The 20,175-nt window shown below is 72.3% G+C and carries 22 protein-coding genes; 20 read left to right on the plus strand and 2 right to left on the minus strand.

What is annotated here, in order from left to right:
• Window positions 1-28: 28 nt before the first annotated feature.
• The gene (locus tag WEB03_RS01855; protein ID WP_368069270.1) at window positions 29-292 is read right to left on the minus strand and encodes a phosphoribosyl-ATP diphosphatase; all 264 of its coding nucleotides are present in this window, start codon (window positions 290-292) and stop codon (window positions 29-31) included.
• 169 nt (window positions 293-461) lie between these two features.
• Between WEB03_RS01855 and WEB03_RS01860 the strand changes: the two genes are divergently transcribed.
• From WEB03_RS01860 to argH, 20 genes are all read left to right on the plus strand, one after another.
• The gene (locus WEB03_RS01860; protein ID WP_368069271.1) at window positions 462-926 is read left to right on the plus strand and encodes a hypothetical protein; all 465 of its coding nucleotides are present in this window, start codon (window positions 462-464) and stop codon (window positions 924-926) included.
• 312 nt (window positions 927-1,238) lie between these two features.
• Window positions 1,239-1,892, plus strand: a complete 654-nt coding sequence (gene infC, locus WEB03_RS01865) for a translation initiation factor IF-3 (protein ID WP_368069298.1) — start codon at window positions 1,239-1,241, stop codon at window positions 1,890-1,892.
• A gap of 29 nt (window positions 1,893-1,921) precedes the next feature.
• Entirely contained in the window at window positions 1,922-2,116 is a 195-nt protein-coding gene (gene rpmI / locus WEB03_RS01870; protein ID WP_368069272.1) for a 50S ribosomal protein L35, read from the plus strand.
• A gap of 79 nt (window positions 2,117-2,195) precedes the next feature.
• Complete coding sequence (gene rplT, locus WEB03_RS01875) at window positions 2,196-2,564, plus strand: 50S ribosomal protein L20 (protein ID WP_368069273.1); 369 nt, start codon at window positions 2,196-2,198, stop codon at window positions 2,562-2,564.
• A 51-nt stretch (window positions 2,565-2,615) separates the two neighbouring features.
• Window positions 2,616-3,080, plus strand: coding sequence for a nucleotidyltransferase domain-containing protein (locus WEB03_RS01880; protein ID WP_368069274.1), 465 nt, complete (start codon window positions 2,616-2,618; stop codon window positions 3,078-3,080).
• Window positions 3,077-3,520: a DUF86 domain-containing protein gene (locus tag WEB03_RS01885; protein WP_368069275.1), complete on the plus strand. Its 444-nt coding sequence runs from the start codon at window positions 3,077-3,079 to the stop codon at window positions 3,518-3,520. Before WEB03_RS01880 ends, WEB03_RS01885 begins: the two co-directional genes overlap by 4 nt.
• A gap of 82 nt (window positions 3,521-3,602) precedes the next feature.
• A complete protein-coding gene (locus WEB03_RS01890) occupies window positions 3,603-4,388 on the plus strand; it encodes a TrmH family RNA methyltransferase (protein ID WP_368069276.1) in 786 nt (261 codons plus the stop codon).
• 33 nt (window positions 4,389-4,421) lie between these two features.
• On the plus strand, window positions 4,422-5,441 hold the full coding sequence (locus WEB03_RS01895; protein ID WP_368069277.1) for an ATP-binding protein: 1,020 nt from the start codon (window positions 4,422-4,424) through the stop codon (window positions 5,439-5,441).
• A gap of 87 nt (window positions 5,442-5,528) precedes the next feature.
• Entirely contained in the window at window positions 5,529-6,554 is a 1,026-nt protein-coding gene (pheS, locus tag WEB03_RS01900; RefSeq protein WP_368069278.1) for a phenylalanine--tRNA ligase subunit alpha, read from the plus strand.
• A gap of 46 nt (window positions 6,555-6,600) precedes the next feature.
• Window positions 6,601-9,111: a phenylalanine--tRNA ligase subunit beta gene (pheT, locus tag WEB03_RS01905; protein WP_368069279.1), complete on the plus strand. Its 2,511-nt coding sequence runs from the start codon at window positions 6,601-6,603 to the stop codon at window positions 9,109-9,111.
• A gap of 111 nt (window positions 9,112-9,222) precedes the next feature.
• Window positions 9,223-10,806: an LVIVD repeat-containing protein gene (locus WEB03_RS01910; RefSeq protein ID WP_368069280.1), complete on the plus strand. Its 1,584-nt coding sequence runs from the start codon at window positions 9,223-9,225 to the stop codon at window positions 10,804-10,806.
• Window positions 10,807-10,866: 60 nt separating this feature from the next.
• A complete protein-coding gene (gene arfB / locus WEB03_RS01915; protein ID WP_368069281.1) occupies window positions 10,867-11,289 on the plus strand; it encodes an alternative ribosome rescue aminoacyl-tRNA hydrolase ArfB in 423 nt (140 codons plus the stop codon).
• A 95-nt stretch (window positions 11,290-11,384) separates the two neighbouring features.
• Window positions 11,385-12,425, plus strand: coding sequence for an N-acetyl-gamma-glutamyl-phosphate reductase (gene argC, locus WEB03_RS01920; RefSeq protein ID WP_368069282.1), 1,041 nt, complete (start codon window positions 11,385-11,387; stop codon window positions 12,423-12,425).
• On the plus strand, window positions 12,422-13,645 hold the full coding sequence (gene argJ, locus WEB03_RS01925) for a bifunctional glutamate N-acetyltransferase/amino-acid acetyltransferase ArgJ (RefSeq protein WP_368069283.1): 1,224 nt from the start codon (window positions 12,422-12,424) through the stop codon (window positions 13,643-13,645). Before argC ends, argJ begins: the two co-directional genes overlap by 4 nt.
• Window positions 13,645-14,604, plus strand: a complete 960-nt coding sequence (argB, locus tag WEB03_RS01930; protein ID WP_368069284.1) for an acetylglutamate kinase — start codon at window positions 13,645-13,647, stop codon at window positions 14,602-14,604. Before argJ ends, argB begins: the two co-directional genes overlap by 1 nt.
• Window positions 14,601-15,830, plus strand: a complete 1,230-nt coding sequence (locus tag WEB03_RS01935; RefSeq protein ID WP_368069285.1) for an acetylornithine transaminase — start codon at window positions 14,601-14,603, stop codon at window positions 15,828-15,830. Before argB ends, WEB03_RS01935 begins: the two co-directional genes overlap by 4 nt.
• Window positions 15,827-16,213 (plus strand): response regulator transcription factor, encoded by a 387-nt coding sequence (locus tag WEB03_RS01940; protein ID WP_368069286.1) that lies wholly within the window; start codon window positions 15,827-15,829, stop codon window positions 16,211-16,213. The genes WEB03_RS01935 and WEB03_RS01940 overlap by 4 nt, the downstream gene beginning before the upstream one ends.
• The gene (locus WEB03_RS01945; RefSeq protein ID WP_368069287.1) at window positions 16,210-16,701 is read left to right on the plus strand and encodes an arginine repressor; all 492 of its coding nucleotides are present in this window, start codon (window positions 16,210-16,212) and stop codon (window positions 16,699-16,701) included. Before WEB03_RS01940 ends, WEB03_RS01945 begins: the two co-directional genes overlap by 4 nt.
• 70 nt (window positions 16,702-16,771) lie before the next feature.
• Entirely contained in the window at window positions 16,772-17,992 is a 1,221-nt protein-coding gene (locus WEB03_RS01950; protein WP_368069288.1) for an argininosuccinate synthase, read from the plus strand.
• Window positions 17,993-18,086: 94 nt separating this feature from the next.
• A complete protein-coding gene (argH, locus tag WEB03_RS01955) occupies window positions 18,087-19,499 on the plus strand; it encodes an argininosuccinate lyase (RefSeq protein ID WP_368069289.1) in 1,413 nt (470 codons plus the stop codon).
• Here the strand turns inward: argH and WEB03_RS01960 are convergent.
• Window positions 19,496-20,134, minus strand: a complete 639-nt coding sequence (locus tag WEB03_RS01960) for a hypothetical protein (protein ID WP_368069290.1) — start codon at window positions 20,132-20,134, stop codon at window positions 19,496-19,498. The genes argH and WEB03_RS01960 overlap by 4 nt on opposite strands.
• Window positions 20,135-20,175: the final 41 nt, after the last annotated feature.

Raw genomic sequence — 20,175 nt, forward strand, 5'->3', positions numbered from 1 at the left:
GACGGGGGTGTGGGGGTTGCCGGACAGCTCAGAGGTGAGCGTAGACGTCGTCGAGTTCGAGCCCCGCGGCGAGCATCAGCACCTGCAGGTGGTACAGGAGCTGGCTGATCTCCTCGGCGGTGCGTTCGGGGCCCTCGTGCTCCGCGGCCATCCAGACCTCAGCGGCCTCCTCGACGACCTTCTTGCCGATGGCGTGCACGCCGGCGTCGAGGGCGGCGACCGTCCCGGAACCGGCAGGACGCTCCACAGCCCGCTGCTGGAGCTCCGCGAACAGGCTGTCGAAGGTCTTCACCGGTGGCTCCTGACGGGGCGGGGCGCGACCGTGCACCGCGGCAGCGATCGTAGGCGAGCGGCGTTGCCCGCCGATCGGGCGGGATCGGCGGTGACGCTAGGCTCGAGCACCCCGGCCGCCCGCCCCGCGTGTGTCCGGGTCCCCCCTCGACCAGACCTCAGGAGCGCACGTGTCCGACGTCCCCGGCCCCGGTGAGCAACCGTCCGAGGAGGAGGTTCGCGCCTACCTCAGCCAGCTCCGTGGCGCCCCCGCCGGGCAGGTCATCGCCGAGGTGATCTCGGCGCTGCTGAACGCCGCGCAGGTCAAGCTCGGTCGGCGCGACGGCCGGCTGCTGCTCGACCTGTCCGCGTCGGTTGTCGATGGGGCTCGGCCCCACCTGCCGGCCGAGATGCTGCAGCAGGTGGACGACGTGCTCGCCCAGCTCCGCGTCGCGCAGGTCGAAGCCGAACGTGAGGTCGCCGAGGCGGCTGCTCAGGGCCACGTCGAGCCCGACGACCTCGGTGACGCCGCCGCTGCACCCGCCGGAAGTGGTGGTGGTGCCACCGCTGCCACGCAGAGCGCCGGGGGAGCGCCGACCTCACCTCCCGATGAGCCACCGGCGGCCGGGTCGCGGCTGTGGGTCCCGGGACGCTGATCGTCCCCGCCACGGCGGCCCTTCACCGCGGGTGGTAGCCTGATCGGGCACGCGCCCTCGCGGCACGTGCCAACCGCATACCAAGAGGTGCCGGACCGGCAGCGACAGCTCGCCACCGCTCCGTGCCACCCACCCGACAGGTCGCCTGCCCGGGTCCCCGTCCGCCCCGCCCCGCCTCGCGCGGGGCGCCACGTGTGGACCGGTGACGCGAACGGCGGCCCGATGGGTCGCCGTTCTGGCGTGTCGAGCCCCTCGGGCTGGCACCACGGACGCCGACCGCGACCGCACCCCCCACGCCGAGGAGGCAGCAGCATCAACGACCAGCAGCAGCGTCTCAACGCCGACATCAAGGTCCCGCGCGTCCGCCTCGTGGACGCCGACGGGACGCAGGTGGGCATCGTCCCGCTCGCCCAGGCCCTGCGCCGTGCGCGCGAGCAGGAGCTCGACCTCGTCGAGGTCGCCGCCCAGGCCGATCCACCCGTCTGCCGGATCATGGATTACGGCAAGCAGAAGTACCAGCAGACGCAGAAGGACAAGGAGGCGCGCAAGCGCCAGAACCAGATCGTGGTCAAAGAGATCAAGATGCGCCCGAAGATCTCGACCAACGACTACGGCACGAAATCCGGCCACGTGCGCCGCTTCCTCGAGGCCGGGTCGAAGGTCCGGGCGTCGATCATGTTCCGCGGTCGTGAGATGACCCACACCGAGCTCGGCAAGGTCCTGCTCGACCGTCTGGCCGACGACATGCAGGAGCTCGCCTCGGTCGAGCTCGAGCCCAAGGTCGACGGCCGCAACATGGTGATGGTGCTCGCGCCCCACAAGAACAAGGCCGCGTTGAAGGCCGACGCCGACGCCGCCGCGGCCGCGGATGCCCCGGACGACCAGGCGGACGATCAGGCTGACGACCAGGCCCCCGACGATCAGGCCGCCGACGAGGCACCCGCCGCCGAGCCGACCACCGACTGACCAACCCGAACGACAGCCAGGAACACGACATGCCCAAGCAGAAGACCCACAGCGGCGCGAAGAAGCGCTTCCGCGTGACGCGGAACGGCAAGGTGATGGTGCGCCAGAAGAACCGGGCGCACATCCTCGAGAAGAAGTCGGCGGCCCGCAAGCGCCGGCTCTCGGGCGACACCGTCCTGGCTCCCGGCGACGCCGCCAAGATCAAGCGTCTGCTGAACAAGTGACGCGACGTCCCGGGTCGATCCGGGACGCGCGACGAGACCACCGCAGCTGCCCCCTGGCAGCCGACGAAGGAGCACCACGATGGCGCGCGTGAAGCGTGGCGTCCACGCCAAGAAGAGCCACAGGGCCGTCCTCGACCGTGCGAAGGGGTTCCGCGGAGCCCGCAGCCGCCGGTTCAAGGTGGCCAAGGAGGCCGTCTACCACGCCGAGCGGTACGCCTACCGCGACCGGCGTGCCCGCAAGGGTGACTTCCGCCAGCTGTGGATCACCCGGATCAACGCGCAGGCCCGCGTCGAGGGACTGTCCTACAGCCGCCTCATGCACGGGCTGAAGCTCGCCGAGATCACCCTGGACCGCAAGGTGCTCGCCGACCTCGCCGTCCGCGATCAGGCGGCCTTCGGGGCCATCGTCGCGACCGCCAAGAAGGCGCTCGAGTCGGACGCGGCCTGAACCGTCCGACCGCTCAGTCGTACGCCGGGCATGACGGCCTCGTGAGGTTCGGTGGGTCTCTCGCGTACCCTCAGCGGTGTGGACCGGCTGAGCTCCGACGCTTCCGAGGCGCTGCGGCGTCTCGACCTCGCCGTGGAGGACGACGAGGTGACGCGCCTCGCGGAGCGGTACGATCTCGACCTGCTCGTGCTGTTCGGCAGCGCCTCGCGTGAGGAGGCCACGGCGCACGATCTCGACCTCGGCTACCTCGCTGCGTCACGGATCGATCACTGGCAGCTGCTGTCCGACATCTACCGCCTGGTCGGTTCCGAGCTGGTCGATCTCGTCGACCTCGCCACCGCCAACGTGGTGCTGCGCGCCGCCGTCTACGAGGGGATCCCGATCCACGAGCGCGTCCCGGGGAGGTTCGCCGAGCAGCAGATGGAAGCGCTCGCCCAGCACCTCGACACGCGCTGGCTCCGCCTGCTCGACCTCGAGCTGATGGCCGAAGGGGTCCGTCCGAGGACCACGGTGTGACGCCGCGACGCCTCGACATCGACGCGGTGCAACGCCGGCTCGGCGACATCCGTCGTGCGCTCGGTCGCCTCGATGAGCTCGAGCCGAACGGCGTCGAGGAACTGCGGTCTGATTGGCAGCGGCTCGCCACCACCGAGCGCGTTCTGTCGGTGCTCGTCGAGGCGGCCGTCAAGCTCAACACCCACGTGGTGAGCACGTCGGTCGGGCGCTCGCCCGAGACGTACCGAGCATCGTTCGCCGGCGCGGCGGACGCGGGAGCGCTGCCACATGAGCTCGCCGAGGGACTCGCCGCATCGGCGGGGTTGCGGAACGTCATCGTTCACCTCTACGACGAGATCGACCTCGACAAGCTCGCGGCCGGGGTCGCCTCGGCGCGCGAGCTGTACCCGAGCTACGTCATGCATCTCGCGGCGTACGCACGGGCCGCTACCGAAGAGTGACAGGACGCCCCGTGCATCGGTGCCGTCACGCACCCGCCGGGCCCGTACCGGTTGGTGGACCTGCCGAACCGCACGAGGGACCGTGACCGAGGGACCCGAGCTGACCTCGACCCGCAACCCGCGGGTGCGTGACGCTGCCGCGCTCGCGCGCCGGCGGGAGCGGCTTCGGCGTGGTCAGCACCTGGTCGAGGGTCCCCGCGCGGTCGCCGAGGCGCTCGCCGCCGGTGTGGTCGACGAGGTGTTCATCGCGCCGGGACGGGCCGAGGGGCTCGACCTCCCACCCGGGATGCGGGTGACGGAGGTGTCCGACCACGTGCTGGCCGCCATCGCGGACGCGGCCACGCCGCAGGGGATCGTGGCGGTCGCCCGCACACCGGCCTGCGACCTCGGTGGTGCGCTGATCGGGGAGCTGGTGGTCGTGCTCGATCGGGTCAGCGACCCCGGCAACGTCGGCACCATCGTGCGGACCGCAGATGCCGCCGGAGCCGGTGGCGTGGTCGTCCTGACCGGCAGCGCGGATCCCTTCGGCCCGAAGGCTGCACGCAGCGCCGTCGGTTCGACCTACCACCTGCCGATCGCCGTCGATGTCGACCGGGCGGCGCTGCTGCGAGCCTGCCGCGCGGAGGGCCGAACGGTGCTCGGGCTCGATGCGGGTGGGCCACGTTCGGTCTACGACCTCGATCCGGGCGAGGCACCGGTCGCGCTCGTGCTCGGCAGCGAGGCGCACGGGCTGGCCGACGCCTCCGAGCTCGACGGCACCCTGGCCATCCCGATCGTCGGGCGCGCGGAGTCGCTCAACGTCGCCGCAGCGGCAGCTGTCGCCTGCTTCGCGGTGGTGCGCACCCTGCGAACGCGGCCGAACCTGTAGGGTCGGGCGGCGATCTTCGTGGGGAGGTGGTGCGTGGCCGACGAGCGCTCGATCCTGGACACCCTCCCCGAGGCCGTGGTGGTGATCGCCGACGACGGCCGCATCGCCACGGTCAACGATCGTGCGGCGACGCTCCTCGGTCTCGGGCCGGACGCTGTCGGCCGGGCGCTCGACGACGTCCTGACCCTCTGCGACGACGCCCGGACCCGCTTCCGGATCTCGGTCACGCCGCCGACGGTCGGGGACCGGCTCGCGGAGCGGGTCCTGCGCGTGGCCGACGGGCACCGCGACCGGCCCGTGGCCGTGGCCGGCCGCTGGCACGGTGGTCAGCTCGTCCTGACCGCGCGGAGCGCCGGCCGACGCGAACACCTCGACGCCGTCCGAGGTGACGTGGTCGCCACGGTCAGCCACGAGATCCGCTCACCGCTGACCAGCGTCAAGGGGTTCACGCGCACCCTGCTCGCCCGCTGGGACCGGTTCTCGGACGAGCAGAAGCGGGCGATGCTCGAGACCATCGACGCCGACGCCGATCGCGTCACCCGGCTGCTCAAGGAGTTGCTCGACGTCTCGCGGATCGATGCCGGACGGGTCCAGCTCCACCGCAGCCGGGTGGACGTCCTGGCGCTCACGTCCGCCGTGATCGACAAGGCCCGCCACCACGAGGCCGGCGGCGACCGGGTGATCGACCTCATCGCTGCCGACGATCTCCCGCCGCTGCTGGTGGACGCCGACAAGCTCGAGCAGGTGCTGGTCAACCTGGTCGAGAACGCGCTCGGGTACGCCGAGGGGCGCGTCGAGGTCCGCATCGAGTTCGATGGGGACGAGCTGCACATCGTCGTCGCCGACGAGGGACCCGGCGTCCCGGAGGATCAGCACCGGCTCGTCTTCCAGAAGTTCGGTCGCGGGCGGGGCGTGCGCCGCGCGGGGACCGGCCTCGGTCTCTACATCACGCGCGGCCTGGTCGAAGCGCACGGCGGACGGGTCTGGATCGATGCCGACGCGCCCACCGGTGCCCACTTCCACGTGCACCTCCCCGTCGACCGCGTGGGCTGACCACCCTCCGGACGTCGGCGATGGGCCGCTTCGGCGCGCGACCGGCTGCCGTACCACGCGCGTCTACGCTGGGCCGCCGACGACCACGTGACCGAACCGACCCCGAACGGCTCCAGCGTGACCGACCTCAACGAGCTCCAGGACGAGGCCACCAGGGCCGCGTCGGACGCGAGCGACCTCGACGCGCTCGACGAGGTGCGGGTGCGGTTCACCGGCAAGCGTTCGCCGCTCGCCGAGCTGCAGCAGGGCATGCGGGACCTGACCCCCGACGAGCGCAAGGAGCGGGGCCAGCAGCTCAACGCCTTCAAAGCCGCCTTCGCGGCGGCCTACGACGCACGACGTGACCAGCTCGCCGCCGACGCGCTGCGGGCTCGGCTCGAGGCCGAACGCCTCGACCTCACGGTGCCGGCGCGGCGCCTACCGGTCGGTCGTCCGCACCTGCTGACGCAGGTCGAGCACGAGATGCTCGACGTCTTCGTCGGCATGGGGTTCGCCGTCGCCGAGGGGCCCGAGGTCGAATCCGGCACCTACAACTTCGACCTGCTCAACATCGAACCCGACCACCCCGCGCGGCAGGAGATGGACACCATCTACGTGTCCCGCGAGGACGACGTGGTCCTGCGGACCCACACCTCGCCGGTCCAGGCGCGGGTGATGACCACCCAGGAACCGCCCATCGCCGTGGTCTGTCCCGGACGCGTCTTCCGCGCGGACGCGGTCGATGCGACCCACTCACCGGTGTTCACCCAGGTCGAGGGGCTCGTCGTCGCCGAGGGGATCACGATGGCCCACCTGCGTGGCACGTTGCTCGCCTTCGCGCGGCGTCTGTTCGGCGCCGACCGCCAGATCCGGATGCGCCCGTCGTTCTTCCCGTTCACCGAGCCGTCGGCCGAGATCGACGTGACCTTCGAAGGACATCCATCCGGATGGCTCGAGATCCTCGGCGCCGGCATGGTCGATCCCAACGTGCTCACGGCGTGCGGGATCGATCCGGACCGCTACACCGGGTTCGCCTTCGGGATCGGGGTCGAACGCGTGGCCATGCTGCGGCACGGCGTCAGCGACATCCGTGACCTGTTCGACAGCGACGTGCGCTTCCTGACCAGGTTCTGAACCGGCCCGCTGCGGCCCGCACCTCGCCCCTCGAGGAGGCACACCCTTGAAGCTCCCGCTGTCCTGGCTCGCCGCCCACGTCGACCTGTCGTCGACGTCCGTCGCACGTCCCGACGGATCGATCGACGTCGACGCGCTCGTCGAGGTGATGAGCGGCAACGGCCTCGAGGTCGAGGAGGTCACCACCCCCGGCGCGGGGACCCGCGGCGTGCGGACCGCCCGGGTGCTCGACTGGGCACCGCACCCCGACGCCGACAAGCTCCGCGTCGCCCACGTCACCGGCGAGGGCGGCGAGGGATCGATCGAGCTGGTCTGCGGCGCCGTGAACTTCGACGTCGGTGACGTGGTCGCCCACGCGTTCCCCGGCTCCGCCATCCCCGGCATGGAGATGTCGCAGCGCGAGATCCGTGGGGTCGTGTCCAACGGGATGATCGCGTCGGCCCGGGAGCTGCAGCTCGGCGACGACCACGACGGCATCCTCGTCCTGCCGGAGGGCACCCCGCTCGGGGTCGCCCTCGCCGACCTGCTCCCCATCGGCGAGCCGGTCATCGAGATCGCGGTCCAGGCGGATCGTGGCGATCACCTGTCGATCCTCGGCGTCGCCCGCGACCTCGCGGCCATCCTCGACACCACCTGGCAGGCGCCGGAGGTCCCCGCACCGCACCCCGATGCGGGCATCCCGGTGACGCTCGACACCGAGGGGTGCGCCTCGTTCGTCGCCTGGTCGCTCGAGCACGTGGCGGTGCAGCCGTCCCCACCGTGGCTCCAGCAGCGGCTCGCCCAGTGCGGCGTACGGTCCATCGACGTGGTCGTCGACGTCACCAACTACGTGATGCTCGAGCTCGGCCAGCCGCTCCACGCCTTCGACCTCGATCAGCTCCGAGGCCCATCGCTGACCGTCCGCCGGTCGACCGGTGGGGAGCAACTGACCACGCTCGACGACCAGGAACGGACCCTGCAGCCCGGCGACCTGGTCATCGACGACGCGGAACGGCCGGTGAGCCTCGCGGGGGTCATGGGCGGCCGCGACTCCGAGGTCTCCGCCGGCACCACCCGCGTCCTGATCGAGGCGGCCGTCTGGGAGCCAGCCTCGATCCGTGCCACCTCGCGTCGCCTGAACCTGGTGAGCGAAGCCTCCCAGCGGTTCGAACGACGGGTCGATCCGAACGGCGCCGCCCGGGCCGCGGCACGGGCGGTCGCGCTGTTGACCGAACTCGCCGGTGCGCGAGCCGTCGGGACGACCACCGTGGCGGCGGCGACACCGCCCGACTTCGTGGTGACGGATCCGGTCGAGGTCGACACCGCCCGCGTGCGGGCGCTGGTCGCCGTCGACGCGCTGAACACCGAACGGCAGGCGGCGATGCTCCGCCGGTCGGATGCCGAGGTCGAGATCGTGGGTCCCGACCGGCTCCTCGTCACCCCGCCGTCCTGGCGCGGCGACCTGCGACGGGAGGCCGACGTCGCCGAGGAGGTCGCACGCCTCCACGGCTACGACACCATCCCCGCGCGGCTCCCGGCACTGACGACCATCGGCGGCCTGACGGTGGCGCAGCGGCTCGAACGCGAGATGCGCGACCTCGTCCGCGCCGCCGGCCTCCACGAGGCCGTCACGCGCCCCTTCGTCGGCGTCGAGGCGCTCGAAGGGGTGGTGCCGACGGACGGCCGCGTCGAGCTCGCCAACCCGCTCGCCAAGGACGCGGCAGCGATGCGTCCGTCGCTGGTCGAAGGGCTCCTCCAGGCGGTCCGTCGCAACGTCGGCCAGGGACGGCCCGGGACCGCGTTGTTCGAGGTCGGTCGGGTGTTCCGGCCCGTCGGCGACGCGATCGAGGTGTCGCTCGACGGCGCGCGGGAGGTCCTCGGCGGCCCCGGGTGGCGGTGGCGCGACCCGGAGGGCCGCGATCTGCCGGTCCAACCGCGGACGCTCGGCCTCGCCGCGCAGGGGCTGCGGCTCGGGGACGACTGGCTCGACCCGGACGACCGGTGGGCGGTCGCCGACCTGCTCGCCGTGCTCGACGGCGTCGTCGCTCGCGCCACGGTCGGACGAGGAGCGCACCGGCTCGTCCGCGTCCCGGTGGAACGCGACGGGTTCCACCCCGGTCGGAGCGTCGCGCTCCAGCTCGGTGGCCACGAGGTGGGCATCGCGGGCGAGCTGCACCCCGACGAGGCCGATCGACGCGACCTGCCCGAACCGGTGGTCGTCGCCGAACTGCTGCTCGAGCCGTTCCTCCGGGCCGTGGCGGAGGGGACCGACCCGGTGACGGCTCGTCCCCTGACCAGACACCCCGCGCTCACCATCGATGTGGCGCTCGTCGCCCCAGACAGCGTCCCGTACGCCACGCTGGAGCGGGTCGCGCGGGACGGGGCGGGCGAACTGCTCGATGCGCTGTGGTTCTTCGACGAGTACCGCGGCGCCCAGGTCGGCGAGGGCCACCGCAGCGTGGCGGTGAGGCTCCGGCTGCAGTCCCCTGAACGGCAGCTCACCGATGCCGACGAGAAGCAGGTGATCGAGGCGGTCGCCACCGCTGCGGAGGCGGTCGGCGCGACCCTCCGGCGGTGATGGCAGCGGTCCGCGGTGCGCGAACGGCGCGCGGTCGGTAGGGGATGGGCGGGGCGACGCGGAAGGGACCACCGAGGCCGGGCGAACGTCCCGCGCCGAGCGGAGGTCACCGTGCGCCCCACCCGATCGCGTCTCCTGGTCCTGGCTGCGGCCGCAGCGCTCAGCACCGGCTTCCTGCCGGTCAGCGGCGCTGACCTCGCCGGCGTCGACGTCGGGCTCGGGGTGCCGTCGCTGACGGTGGCCGACGCGCCCCACAACATCGAGCACGTCGCCAACATCACCTACGAGGGGCGCGACGGTGCCGCCCCGAACCAGGGCAGCGACCTCGAGTTCGCCACCATCAGCGTCGAACGGCAGATCGAGACGCCGCGCGGCAAGGGGAAGGGCAAGGGCAAGGCGCCCGCCCGCGTCGAGACGGTCACCGAGGAGCGGACGTTCGCCTTCGCCGGTGCCTACACCAACGGGCTCCAGATCATCGATGTGACCGACCCGGAAGCGCCGGAGCTCGTGAGCGTCTACGACTGCGCCATCGCGCAGGGTGACGTCCAGGTCTTCGAGCGCGACGGCCGCTGGCTGGTCGCCTACACGCGCGACAGCGGGTACGCCGCCCAGACACGGACCGACTCGGCCTGTTTCCAGGAGGCGGAGGCGCTCGGGTTCGGCAGCCCCGGCGAGCTGGGACCCGGCACGTTCATCGCCGACGTGACCGACCCGCTGGCGCCGACCCTCGCCTCGTTCGTGTCGTTCCCGAAGGGCTCGCACAACCAGACCGTGCACCCGAGCGGCGACTACCTCTACAACTCGAACTCCGAGCTGATCGTCTCCGTGGTCGGTGAGGTCGGTATCGAGGTGGTGGACATCCGGGACCTGTCCGCACCGCAGCAGGTCGCCTTCGTGCCGCTGCCGATCCGTCCCGGTCTCGGCACCGAGTCGCACGACATCACCTTCAACACCGAGGGCACACGGGCGTACTCGGCGGCGCTCTCGCAGACGGTCATCATCGACACCACCGACCCGGCGGCGCCCGAGCTGATCAGCTCCTTCGTCGACCCGATGATCAACGTCGAGCACCAGGCCAGCCCGATCACCATCGACGATCCGATCCTCGGTGAACGTGACTTCCTCATCGTCGAGGACGAGGTGGCCGGGGCCTCCCCGACGGGGCAGTGCCCGAACGGCGGTGTGCACGTCTACGACGTCACCGGCGACCGCGAACAGAACCCGGTCAAGGTCGGGTACTGGAACGTCGCGCTGTTCGGCCCGACCACCGACGGGCTCGGGACCTGCACCGCGCACGTGTTCGAGCTGCACGAGGACGAGCAGCTGATGACCATCGCCTTCTACAACGGCGGGGTGCGTGTGGTCGACCTGTCGGGTCTGGTCGGCGTGGCCCTCGGCGACACCGGCGTCGGGATGCGTGAGGTGGCCAGCTTCCGGTTCGAGGACGCCGACACCTGGGCCGTCAAGGCCCCGTCGGTCGACCGGGACGGGGTGTTCCACATCTTCGGCAACGACCAGCGCCGAGGCTTCGACGCCTACCGCGTCGACCTCTCGGAGGGGACGGACGCCGCCGCGGACGCCGGGACCCCGGGTCGCTGGTTCTCGCCGGCCGAGTTCGACGAGCTCGCCGCCATCCTGCCCACGGTCGATCCGAGCGAGCTCGGTCCGTTCCGTTGCCTGCTGCCGCGCGACTGATCCGACCGGGGGGAGGGGACGGCACCGCCCGACCACGGGCGGTGCCGTTACCGTCCTCCCGTGGCCAGCATCCCGATCGCACGCGGCGTCTCGATCCCCGAGGCGGAGCTCGACCTGTCCGCATCCCGGTCCTCCGGTCCGGGCGGGCAGGGGGTCAACACCACCGACTCCAAGGTGGAGCTGCGTTGGAACGTGCGGGAGTCGCGTTCGCTGAACGAGGCCCAGCGTGCCCGGATCCTCGACCGGCTCGGATCGCGGATCACCAACGACGGTGTCCTGATCCTCCACTCCTCCGAGCAGCGCAGCCAGCACCAGAACCGCGACGCCGCCATCGCGCGGTTGCAGGCGCTGGTGGGTGAGGCGATCACGCCGCCGAAGACCCGGCGACCGACCCGCCGCTCGCGCGGTTCCAAGGAGCGGCGGTTGCGCGCCAAGAAGCGGCGCAGCGAGGTCAAGGAGCTCCGCAAACGCCCCGACGCCTGAACCGACCGTGCCGGTCTATGCGTCGGGATGCTTAGATTTGCAGATGGCTGCGTGATGTGTCACGCTCACCGCTCCCTCGACCCCGGAGCTCGCACGTGGCGCACCGCCTGGGCATCGTCGGCGCCTCCGGGTACGGCGGCGCGGAGCTGTTGCGCCTGCTGGCCGGACACCCGGCGGTGGAGGTGGCCATCGTCGCGGCCCACTCGCAGGCGGGGACCCCGGTCTCGGATCTGTTCCCGAACCTCGCCGGCGCTCGGGTCTTCGACGCGGTCGACCTCGACGCGCTCGGGGAGTGCGACGCCGTGGTGCTCGCCACCCCGCACGGCCCCGCCCTCGACCTCGGTGCCGCCCTGTTCGACGCTGGTGTCCCGGTCGTCGACCTCTCCGCGGCCTTCCGGCTGAGCGTCGAGGGGTTCGCGACCTGGTACGGCGAGGACCACCCCCGCCCGGATCTGGCGGCCGGTGACCCGGCCGCGGACCGGCGTGCCGTCTACGGCCTCCCCGAGCTCGGGTTCCGCGATGCGGTGCGCGCAGCGACCCTGGTCGCCAACCCCGGCTGCTACCCGACCGCCACCCTGCTCGGGCTGGCGCCGCTCGTGGGCCTCCTCCAGCCGGGCAGCATCGTCGTCGACGCGAAGTCGGGCGCCTCGGGCGCCGGTCGCGCGGCGAAGGACAGCCTGCACTTCGCCCACGTCCACGGCGACCTCACCGCCTACGGGGCGCCCGCCCACCGCCACACCGGCGAGATCGAGCGGTGGCTGCCGGCCGACGTCGGGCCGATCACCTTCACCCCCCACCTCGTCCCGATGTCGCGGGGCCTGCTCGCCACCGCCTACGGGACCGTCGTGGACGGTGTCGACGCCGCAGCCATCGCCGACGCGCTCGACATCGCGTACGCGCACGAGCCGTTCGTCCACGTCCTGCCGCCGGGGACCTTCCCGCACACCAAGGCGCTGGCCGGATCGAACGGGTGCCAGCTGTCGGCCGTGTTCGACCCCCGGACCCGTCGGGTCACGGTCACCAGCGCCATCGACAACCTCGGCAAGGGCGCCGCGGGGCAGGCGCTGCAGAACCTCAACCTGCTGCTCGGGCTCGACGAGACCACGGGCCTGACCGCGATCGGCCTCTACCCGTGATCCCGTTCCCGGGCTGGGGGCCGAGCGACCGCAGCGGCCTGACCGCCGTCGAGGGCGGCGTGACGGCGGTGCCCGGCTTCCGTGCCGCCGGGACGGTGACGGGCGTCAAGGCGTCCGGGAAGCCCGACCTCGGGCTGCTCGTCGCCGACCAGCCGGCGGCGGTCGCCGTCCTGACCACCACCAACCAGGTCAAGGCCTCGGCCTGCACCCTCAGCGAACGTCACGCGTCGGACGGGCGCGCCCGAGCCGTGGTCATCAACAGCGGCAACGCCAACGTCTGCACGCCGGACGGTGAGGTCCACACCGCCCGCATCGCCGAGGCGACCGCGGCGGCGATCGGTTCGGCGACCACCGACGTGCTCGTGATGTCCACGGGGATCATCGGTGTCCCGCTCCCGATCGAACGCATCGAGGCCGCGCTCCCGGGGCTCGCCAGCACGCTCACCGCCGACGGGGGGCCAGCTGCCGCGGAGGCGATGCTGACCACCGACACGCGGACCAAGCAGGTCGGCTTCCAGGTGACCGACGACCAGGGCAGCTGCACCGTGGCCGGGATGGCCAAGGGCGTCGGGATGATCGAACCCACGATGGCGACCCTGCTCGTGGTGCTGACCACCGACGCTCCGGTGCACCCCCAGATCCTGCGCAGCCTGCTCCAGCGGGCGACCGACACCAGCTTCAACCGCATCAGCGTCGACGGGGACCGCTCCACCTCGGACACGATCGCGGTGCTCGCCAGCGGCCTGGCCACGTCCCCACCCGGCGTCGAGACGTTGGGTCGTGCGCTCCAGGCGGTGTGCGCGGACCTGGCCCACCAGGTCGTCGCCGACGGCGAGGGCGCCACCCGCGTCGCGGCGATCACCGTCCGCGGCGCCGCCACCGAGGACGACGCTGCTGCGCTCGCGCGCGCCGTCGCCACCTCGCTGCTCGTCCGGGCGGCGATCCACGGCGCCGACCCCAACTGGGGGCGCATCCTGATGGCGCTCGGCAACGCCGGCGTCGACCTCGATCCGCGACGGGTGAGCGTCACCTGCGGTGGCATCACGGTCTGCCGTTTCGGCGTCGCGGCCAGCTTCGACCGCGGTCAGGCGTCGCACGCGATGTCGCGCCCCGAGATCGAGGTCGGCATCGACGTCGGCAGCGGCCGGTCCAGCGCGACCGTCCTCACCTGCGACCTCACCCCCGAGTACGTCCGCTTCAACAGTCAGTACACCACCTGATGGCCGTCCAACCGCTCGATCAGCGCAGCGCTGTCGCCCAGGAGAAGGCGGCGGTGCTCCGCGAAGCCCTGCCCTGGATCACCCGGTTCCACGGGCAGACGGTCGTGATCAAGTACGGCGGCAACGCCATGATCGACGACGAGCTCAAGCGGTCGTTCGCCGCCGACGTCGCGCTGCTGCACTTCGTCGGCCTCCGACCGGTGATCGTGCACGGCGGCGGGCCGCAGATCAGCGATCTGGCCACCCGGCTCGGTGTCGGATCGAGCTTCGTGGGGGGCCTGCGCGTCACCGACGCCGCGATGATGGACGTGGTGCGCATGGCGCTGCTCGGCCAGGTCAACCCCGAGCTCGTCGGCCTGGTCCAGGAAGCCGGCGCGCCGAGCGTGGGTGTGGCCGGGACCGACGCCGGGCTCCTGCGCGTGCGGCCGGCCATCGGCCCGGCGGGGGAGGATCTCGGCCTCGTCGGCGAGGTCGAGCACGTCGACACCACCTACCTGGGCGAGCTGCTCAGCGACGACGTCCTGCCCATCGTCGCCACGGTCGGTCGCGACGCGGACGGGGTCGAGCGCAACGTCAACGCCGACCTCGCTGCCGGTGCCATCGCGGCCGCGCTCGGGGCGAGCAAGCTGGTCTACCTCACCGACGTCCCGGGCCTGTACCAGGACTTCGGCGGCGACGGTCAGGCGCTGATGAGCGAGGTCTCGGTCGACGAGCTCCAGCGGATGCTCGACGACGAGGAGCTGCACGCCGGGATGCGCCCGAAGGTGCGCTCCATCGTCGGCGCCGTGACCGGCGGCGTCCCGCAGGCCCACATCCTCGACGGCCGCGTGCTGCACGCGGTCCTGATCGAGATCTTCACCGACGAGGGCGTGGGCACGATGGTCACCGCCGGTGGGCACACCATCCGCGACGACCAGGCACGCGACGCGGTCGCTGCCGCGCAGAGGGCATCCTCGTGAGCCACCTCACCGAGCTGCAGCACCGGGCCGCGTCCCACGTGATGCACACCTACCCGCTGGCGCCGGCGGCCTTCGTCCGCGGTCAGGGGACGGTCCTGTTCGACGGCGAGGGCGCCTCGTGGCTGGACTTCCTGTCCGGCCTGGCCGTCACGAGCCTCGGCCACGCCCACCCGGCGGTCACCGCGGCCGTCGCCGACCAGGCCAGCAAGCTCGTCCACACCTCGAACCTGTTCCTGACCGAACCGGCCGTGGAGCTCGCGGAACGTCTGGGCCGGATCGTCGGCTGGGACGACGCCACGGTCTTCTTCGCCCAGTGCGGCGCCACGGCCAACGAGGCGGCCATCAAGCTGGCGCGCAAGCACGGCAAGCGACAGCACGACGACAAGGTCCGCGTGGTGGCCCTGGAGGGTTCCTTCCACGGCCGGACGCTGGCGACGCTCGAGGCCACCGGTCAGCCGAGCAAGCACGCACCGTTCGCGCCGCTGGCGGGCTTCGTCGACCACGTCGCCCACGATGATCCGGATGCGCTGCGCGCCGCGGTCGGCGACGACACGTGCGCGGTGCTGCTCGAGGTCGTGCAGGGCGAGGGGGGTGTGCGGCCCATCGCTGCCGAGGTCCTCCGGGCCGCCCGTGACGCCTGCGATCGCGCCGGAGCGCTGCTGATCGTCGACGAGGTGCAGACGGGGATGGGGCGCACCGGTCCGTGGTTCGCCTTCCAGGACACCGATGTGGTCCCGGACGTCATCACGGTCGCCAAGGCGCTGGCCAACGGGCTCCCGATCGGCGCGTGCATCGCCCGGGGCGAGGCGGCCAAGGTCTTCGAACCCGGTGATCACGCGACCACCTTCGGGGGCAACCCCGTCGTGTGCGCCGCTGCCAACGCCGTCATCGAGACCATCGAGTCCGACGGGGTGCTGGCGACCGCCCGTGCTCGTGGATCGCGGTTGCGCGAGGGGCTCGAAGCGCTCGTCCGCGGTGCCCCTCACGCGGCCGGGACGCGCGGGGCCGGCCTGCTGCTCGGACTGACCCTCGACGCGCCCGTCGCCGCGGACGTCGTCGCGGCCTGCCGTGACCGGCACCTGCTGGTCAACGCGGTCGCCCCCGACGTCGTGCGTCTGGCGCCGCCGTTGACCGTGACGCGCCAGGAGGTCGACCAGGCCCTGGCGACGCTCCGCGACGCGTTGTCGGAGGTCTCGGCGTCGTCCGACCCGGAGGTGACACCGTGACCCGCATCCTGATCGTCGAGGACGACCCCCACGTCGCAGCGCTGGTCACCGGATTGCTCGAGTTCGAGGGCTACGAGGTCGTGACGGCCGTCGACGGTCTCGAGGGCCTCTTCAAGGTCCGCAACGCCGACGTCGACGCGGTGGTGCTCGACGTGATGATGCCGGACATCGACGGCACCCGGGTCCTCCAGCAGTTGCTCGAGGAGCACGACGGCTCGCTGCCGGTCCCGATCCTGGTGATGACGGGTTCGACGCTGGGCGCCCGCCGCTGCCGCGAGCTGCTCGGCGTCCGGGCCGTGATCGACAAGCCGTTCGACCCCGAGGTCCTGGTCGAACGCGTCCGCGAGATGCTGGCGGCCGCCACGGACGGACCGACGTCGTGACCACGACCAAGACCACGCGACAGCGCGAGCTCCGCCGGCTGCTCGGCGAGCTCGATCTCGGCTCCCAGAGCGAGGTCCGCGAGGCGCTCGCGGATCGCGGCATCGAGACCCACCAGACCACGGTCTCACGCGATCTGGACGAGCTCGGTGCCGTGCGTGTCCGCGGCTCCGACGGCGCGCTCGTCTACCGTCTGGCGGTCGATCCGGGACCTGCGACGGCTCGCGAGCGGGTGGACGACGTGGTCCGCCAGTTCGTGGTGTCGGTGCGCTCCAGCGGCAACCTCGCGGTCCTCCGGACCCCGCCCGCGTGCGCGCACCCCGTCGCCTCCGCCGTCGATCTCGCCGAGCTCGACGACGTGCTCGCGACGGTCGCCGGCGACGACACCGTGCTCGTGGTCGCCTCGGACCGGCTCGGCGGCGCCGCGCTCGCCGACCGTTTCCGCGCCTGCCTCGACGGCGCCACCCTCCTGCCCACCGCGTCGGCGTGACCCTCTCGCGCGACCCGATGCGGCCGATCCGCCCCGACCCACCTCGCCTCCCCATCCGAACGGAAGCCTGATGAGCAAGCCCCGTATCGTCCTCGCCTACTCCGGTGGCCTCGACACCTCCGTCGCCATCCGCTGGCTGAACGAGCACAAGGACGTCGACGTCGTCGCCTGCGCCGTCGACGTCGGTCAGGGCGTCGACGACCTCGATGAGATCAAGCAACGCGGTCTCGACTGCGGCGCGGTCGAATCGGTGGTGGTCGACGCACGCGCGGAGTACGCGACCGACTTCATCGCGCCGGCCCTGAAGGCCAACGCGATGTACATGGGCAAGTACCCGCTGGTCTCGGCGCTGTCGCGTCCGCTGATCGTCAAGCACCTGGTCCGGGTCGCCCGCGAGACCGGTGCGGCCGGGGTCGCCCACGGCTGCACCGGCAAGGGCAACGACCAGGTCCGCTTCGAGGTCGGCACGATGTGCCTCGCGCCCGACCTCGAGACCCTGGCGCCGATCCGCGAGTGGGGCCTGTCCCGCGACGCGGCGATCGACTACGCCGAGGAGCGGGGCATCCCGATCCCGCCGATGAGCAAGAAGAGCCCGTACTCGATCGACGAGAACGCCTGGGGCCGGACCGCCGAGTGCGGCATCCTCGAGGACCCGTGGGAGGCGCCGCCGGAGGACGTCTACGAGCGCACCGTGTCGGTCAAGGACGCCCCCGATGAGCCCGAGGAGGTCGTCATCGCCTTCCGGCACGGGCTGCCGGTCAGCCTCGACGGACGCGAGCTGCCGCTCGCGGACCTCGTGGCCGAGATCGACGCTCGCGCCGGCGCGCACGGGGTCGGTCGCATCGACATGATCGAGGACCGGCTGGTCGGCATCAAGAGCCGCGAGATCTACGAGTGCCCGGGTGCGATCACCCTCATCACCGCCCACCGCGACCTCGAGGATCTCTGCCTCGAACAGGAGCTTGCGGACCACAAGCGGGTCGAGGAGGGCCGTTACGCCCAGCTGATCTACAACGGGCTGTGGTGGGGACCGCTCAAGAAGGCCATCGACGCGTTCATCGACGAGGCCAACCGGTACGTCAACGGCGAGGTCCGGGTCCAGCTCTACAAGGGCAGCGCGACGGTCGTCGGTCGGCGGAGCCAGGACTCGGCGCTGTACGACTACGACATGGCCACCTACGACGAGGGCGACCAGTTCGACCAGACGCTGTCGGAGGGCTTCGTCAAGCTCTGGGGCCTGCCGCTCAAGACCTGGGCCGCCCGCGCCCAGCAGCAGGGTGACGCCCTGTGATGCTCCGGCTCCGCAACGTCCAGGTCGACGTCCCGACCGGCGAGGTCCCCTTCACCCACCTGCACGGCGGCGTCCCCGATCGTCGGGACGCGTCGTGACCGAGGCCACCGGCGGAGGCCGGCTCTGGGGCGGACGCTTCGCGGAAGGACCCGCGGCGGCGGCGTGGCAGCTCGGCGTATCGACCAGCTTCGATCGGCAGCTGTGGCGCCAGGACCTCGCCGGCTCGAAGGCGCACGCGGGTGAGCTGCACCGCATCGGCGTGCTCGACGACGACGAGCACGCCGCGATGCTCGACGCGCTCGACCGGTGCGCGGCGCTCTTCGCCGACGACGCGTTCGAGTTCCTCGCGACCGACGAGGACGTCCACGGCGCGATCGAGCGCTGGCTCGTCGAGGACCTCGGACCCCTCGGTGGCAAGCTCCGCGCCGGTCGGTCACGCAACGACCAGATCGCCAGCGACCTGCGCCTGTGGTGCCGCGACGCCTGCGACGAACTGGTGGAGCTCATCGGCGCGCTCCAGGACGCGTTCGTCGACCAGGCCGAGACCCACCTCGGGTGGCTCGCTCCCGGCTACACCCACCTGCAGCGGGGGCAGCCGGTCCTGCTCAGCCACCACCTGCTCGCCTACGTGTGGATGCTCGACCGCGATGCCGGACGGCTCCGCGACGCACGGTCGCGGCTCGACACCTCGGTGCTCGCGTCCGGCGCCCTCGCCGGGCAGACCCTCGGGCTGGATCCGCAGGCCTACGCCGACGCGCTCGGGTTCGAGCGCGTCATCGAGAACTCGATGGACGCCGTCGCGTCGCGCGACTTCGCCCTCGAGGTGCTGTCCGCGTGCGCGATCCTCGCGGTCACCCTGTCGCGGCTCGGCGAGGAGATCGTGCTCTGGGCCACCGCCGAGTTCGGGTTCGCCCGCGTCGGCGACGGGTTCTCGACCGGCAGCTCGATCATGCCGCAGAAGCGCAACCCCGACATCGCTGAGCTGGTCCGGGGCAAGGCCGGGCGGGTCATCGGCGACCTGGTCGCGCTGCTGACGACGGTCAAGGCGCTCCCGCTCACCTACGACCGCGACCTGCAGGAGGACAAGGAACCCGTCTTCGACGCGGTGAACACCCTCCGCCTGGTCCTGCCGGCGATCACCGGCACGGTCCGCTCGCTCACCTTCGACCAGGACCGGCTCGCCGCCGCGGCCGTCGGAGGGTTCGCGCTCGCCACCGACCTGGCTGAGGAGCTCGTGCGTCGTGGCGTGCCGTTCCGCGAGGCCCACGAGGTCGTCGGCGAGGTGGTCCGGCTCGCCGAGTCCGAGGGTGTCGACCTCGATGGGCTCGAACCCGAGCAGATCGCGGCGGCGCACCCGGCGTTGGACACCTCCGTCGCGGACCTGCTCGACCCGCGGGCGGCGGTCGACCGCCGTGATGGCGTCAACGGCACCGCGACCTCGTCCGTGACCGCGCAGCTCGAACGCGCCCGGGGGGCGGCTGAACGGAACGCCGGAGCGGCGCGCTAACCCGCCGGATCCGCAGCTCGGCCGTGTGTCGCGAGGCGGGCGGGGGAGAGGCCCACGGCGCGCAGTTCCACGGCAGCCAGCTCGGCGTACCGGCCCGCTGCGAGCGCCGCGGCGGGGTCGGCGACCTCCCGTCGCAGCATCCGGAGGGGACGGGTCGCCGCGGCGCGGACGCCGAGCAGCTGCACCGCGTCGGCCGACCCGAGCAGGTGCTCGACGTCGCGAGCCTCCCGGATCCAGCGGATCCGCCGTGGGAGGTAGCTGGACACCACCCAGCTGAGGACGAGCCCCGCGAGCACCACCGGCACCCAGAAGGCGACCGCCGCCACACCGTCGGCGACCTGCTGTCCGGCGCCGATCAACCCGTCGCCGGCCCCACCGAGGGTGCGGAACGGGGCCGACAGGGCGCCGCCGACGGCCGGGATGCCGTCGACCGCATCGCTCGCGCGCCCGGCCGCGGTCGCCACGGTGCGCCCGGAACGGTCGAGCCCGTCGGCGACGACGCCGAACTCGCTGATGGCCGCCGACAACCGTCGTGCCGTCCGCACGACCCACCAGACCACCGCCAGGACCACCGCGTCACCGGCCACCTGGCGCAGGCGCAGGCGCGCATCGTCCGCGTAGAGTCGAACGTCCACCGGTGCGCCTCCCATCGTGTGGGTCGGTCGTAGCGGACGCG

This window comes from Nitriliruptor sp. (genome assembly GCF_040882075.1).
Taxonomy (GTDB): domain Bacteria; phylum Actinomycetota; class Nitriliruptoria; order Nitriliruptorales; family Nitriliruptoraceae; genus Nitriliruptor.

Coding starts and splice junctions, on each gene's coding strand:
- argB (WP_368069284.1), top strand. CDS start 13,645: ATGGCCGTCCAACCGCTCGATCAGCGCAGCGCTGTCGCCCAGGAGAAG.
- rplT (WP_368069273.1), top strand. CDS start 2,196: ATGGCGCGCGTGAAGCGTGGCGTCCACGCCAAGAAGAGCCACAGGGCC.
- WEB03_RS01950 (WP_368069288.1), top strand. CDS start 16,772: ATGAGCAAGCCCCGTATCGTCCTCGCCTACTCCGGTGGCCTCGACACC.
- rpmI (WP_368069272.1), top strand. CDS start 1,922: ATGCCCAAGCAGAAGACCCACAGCGGCGCGAAGAAGCGCTTCCGCGTG.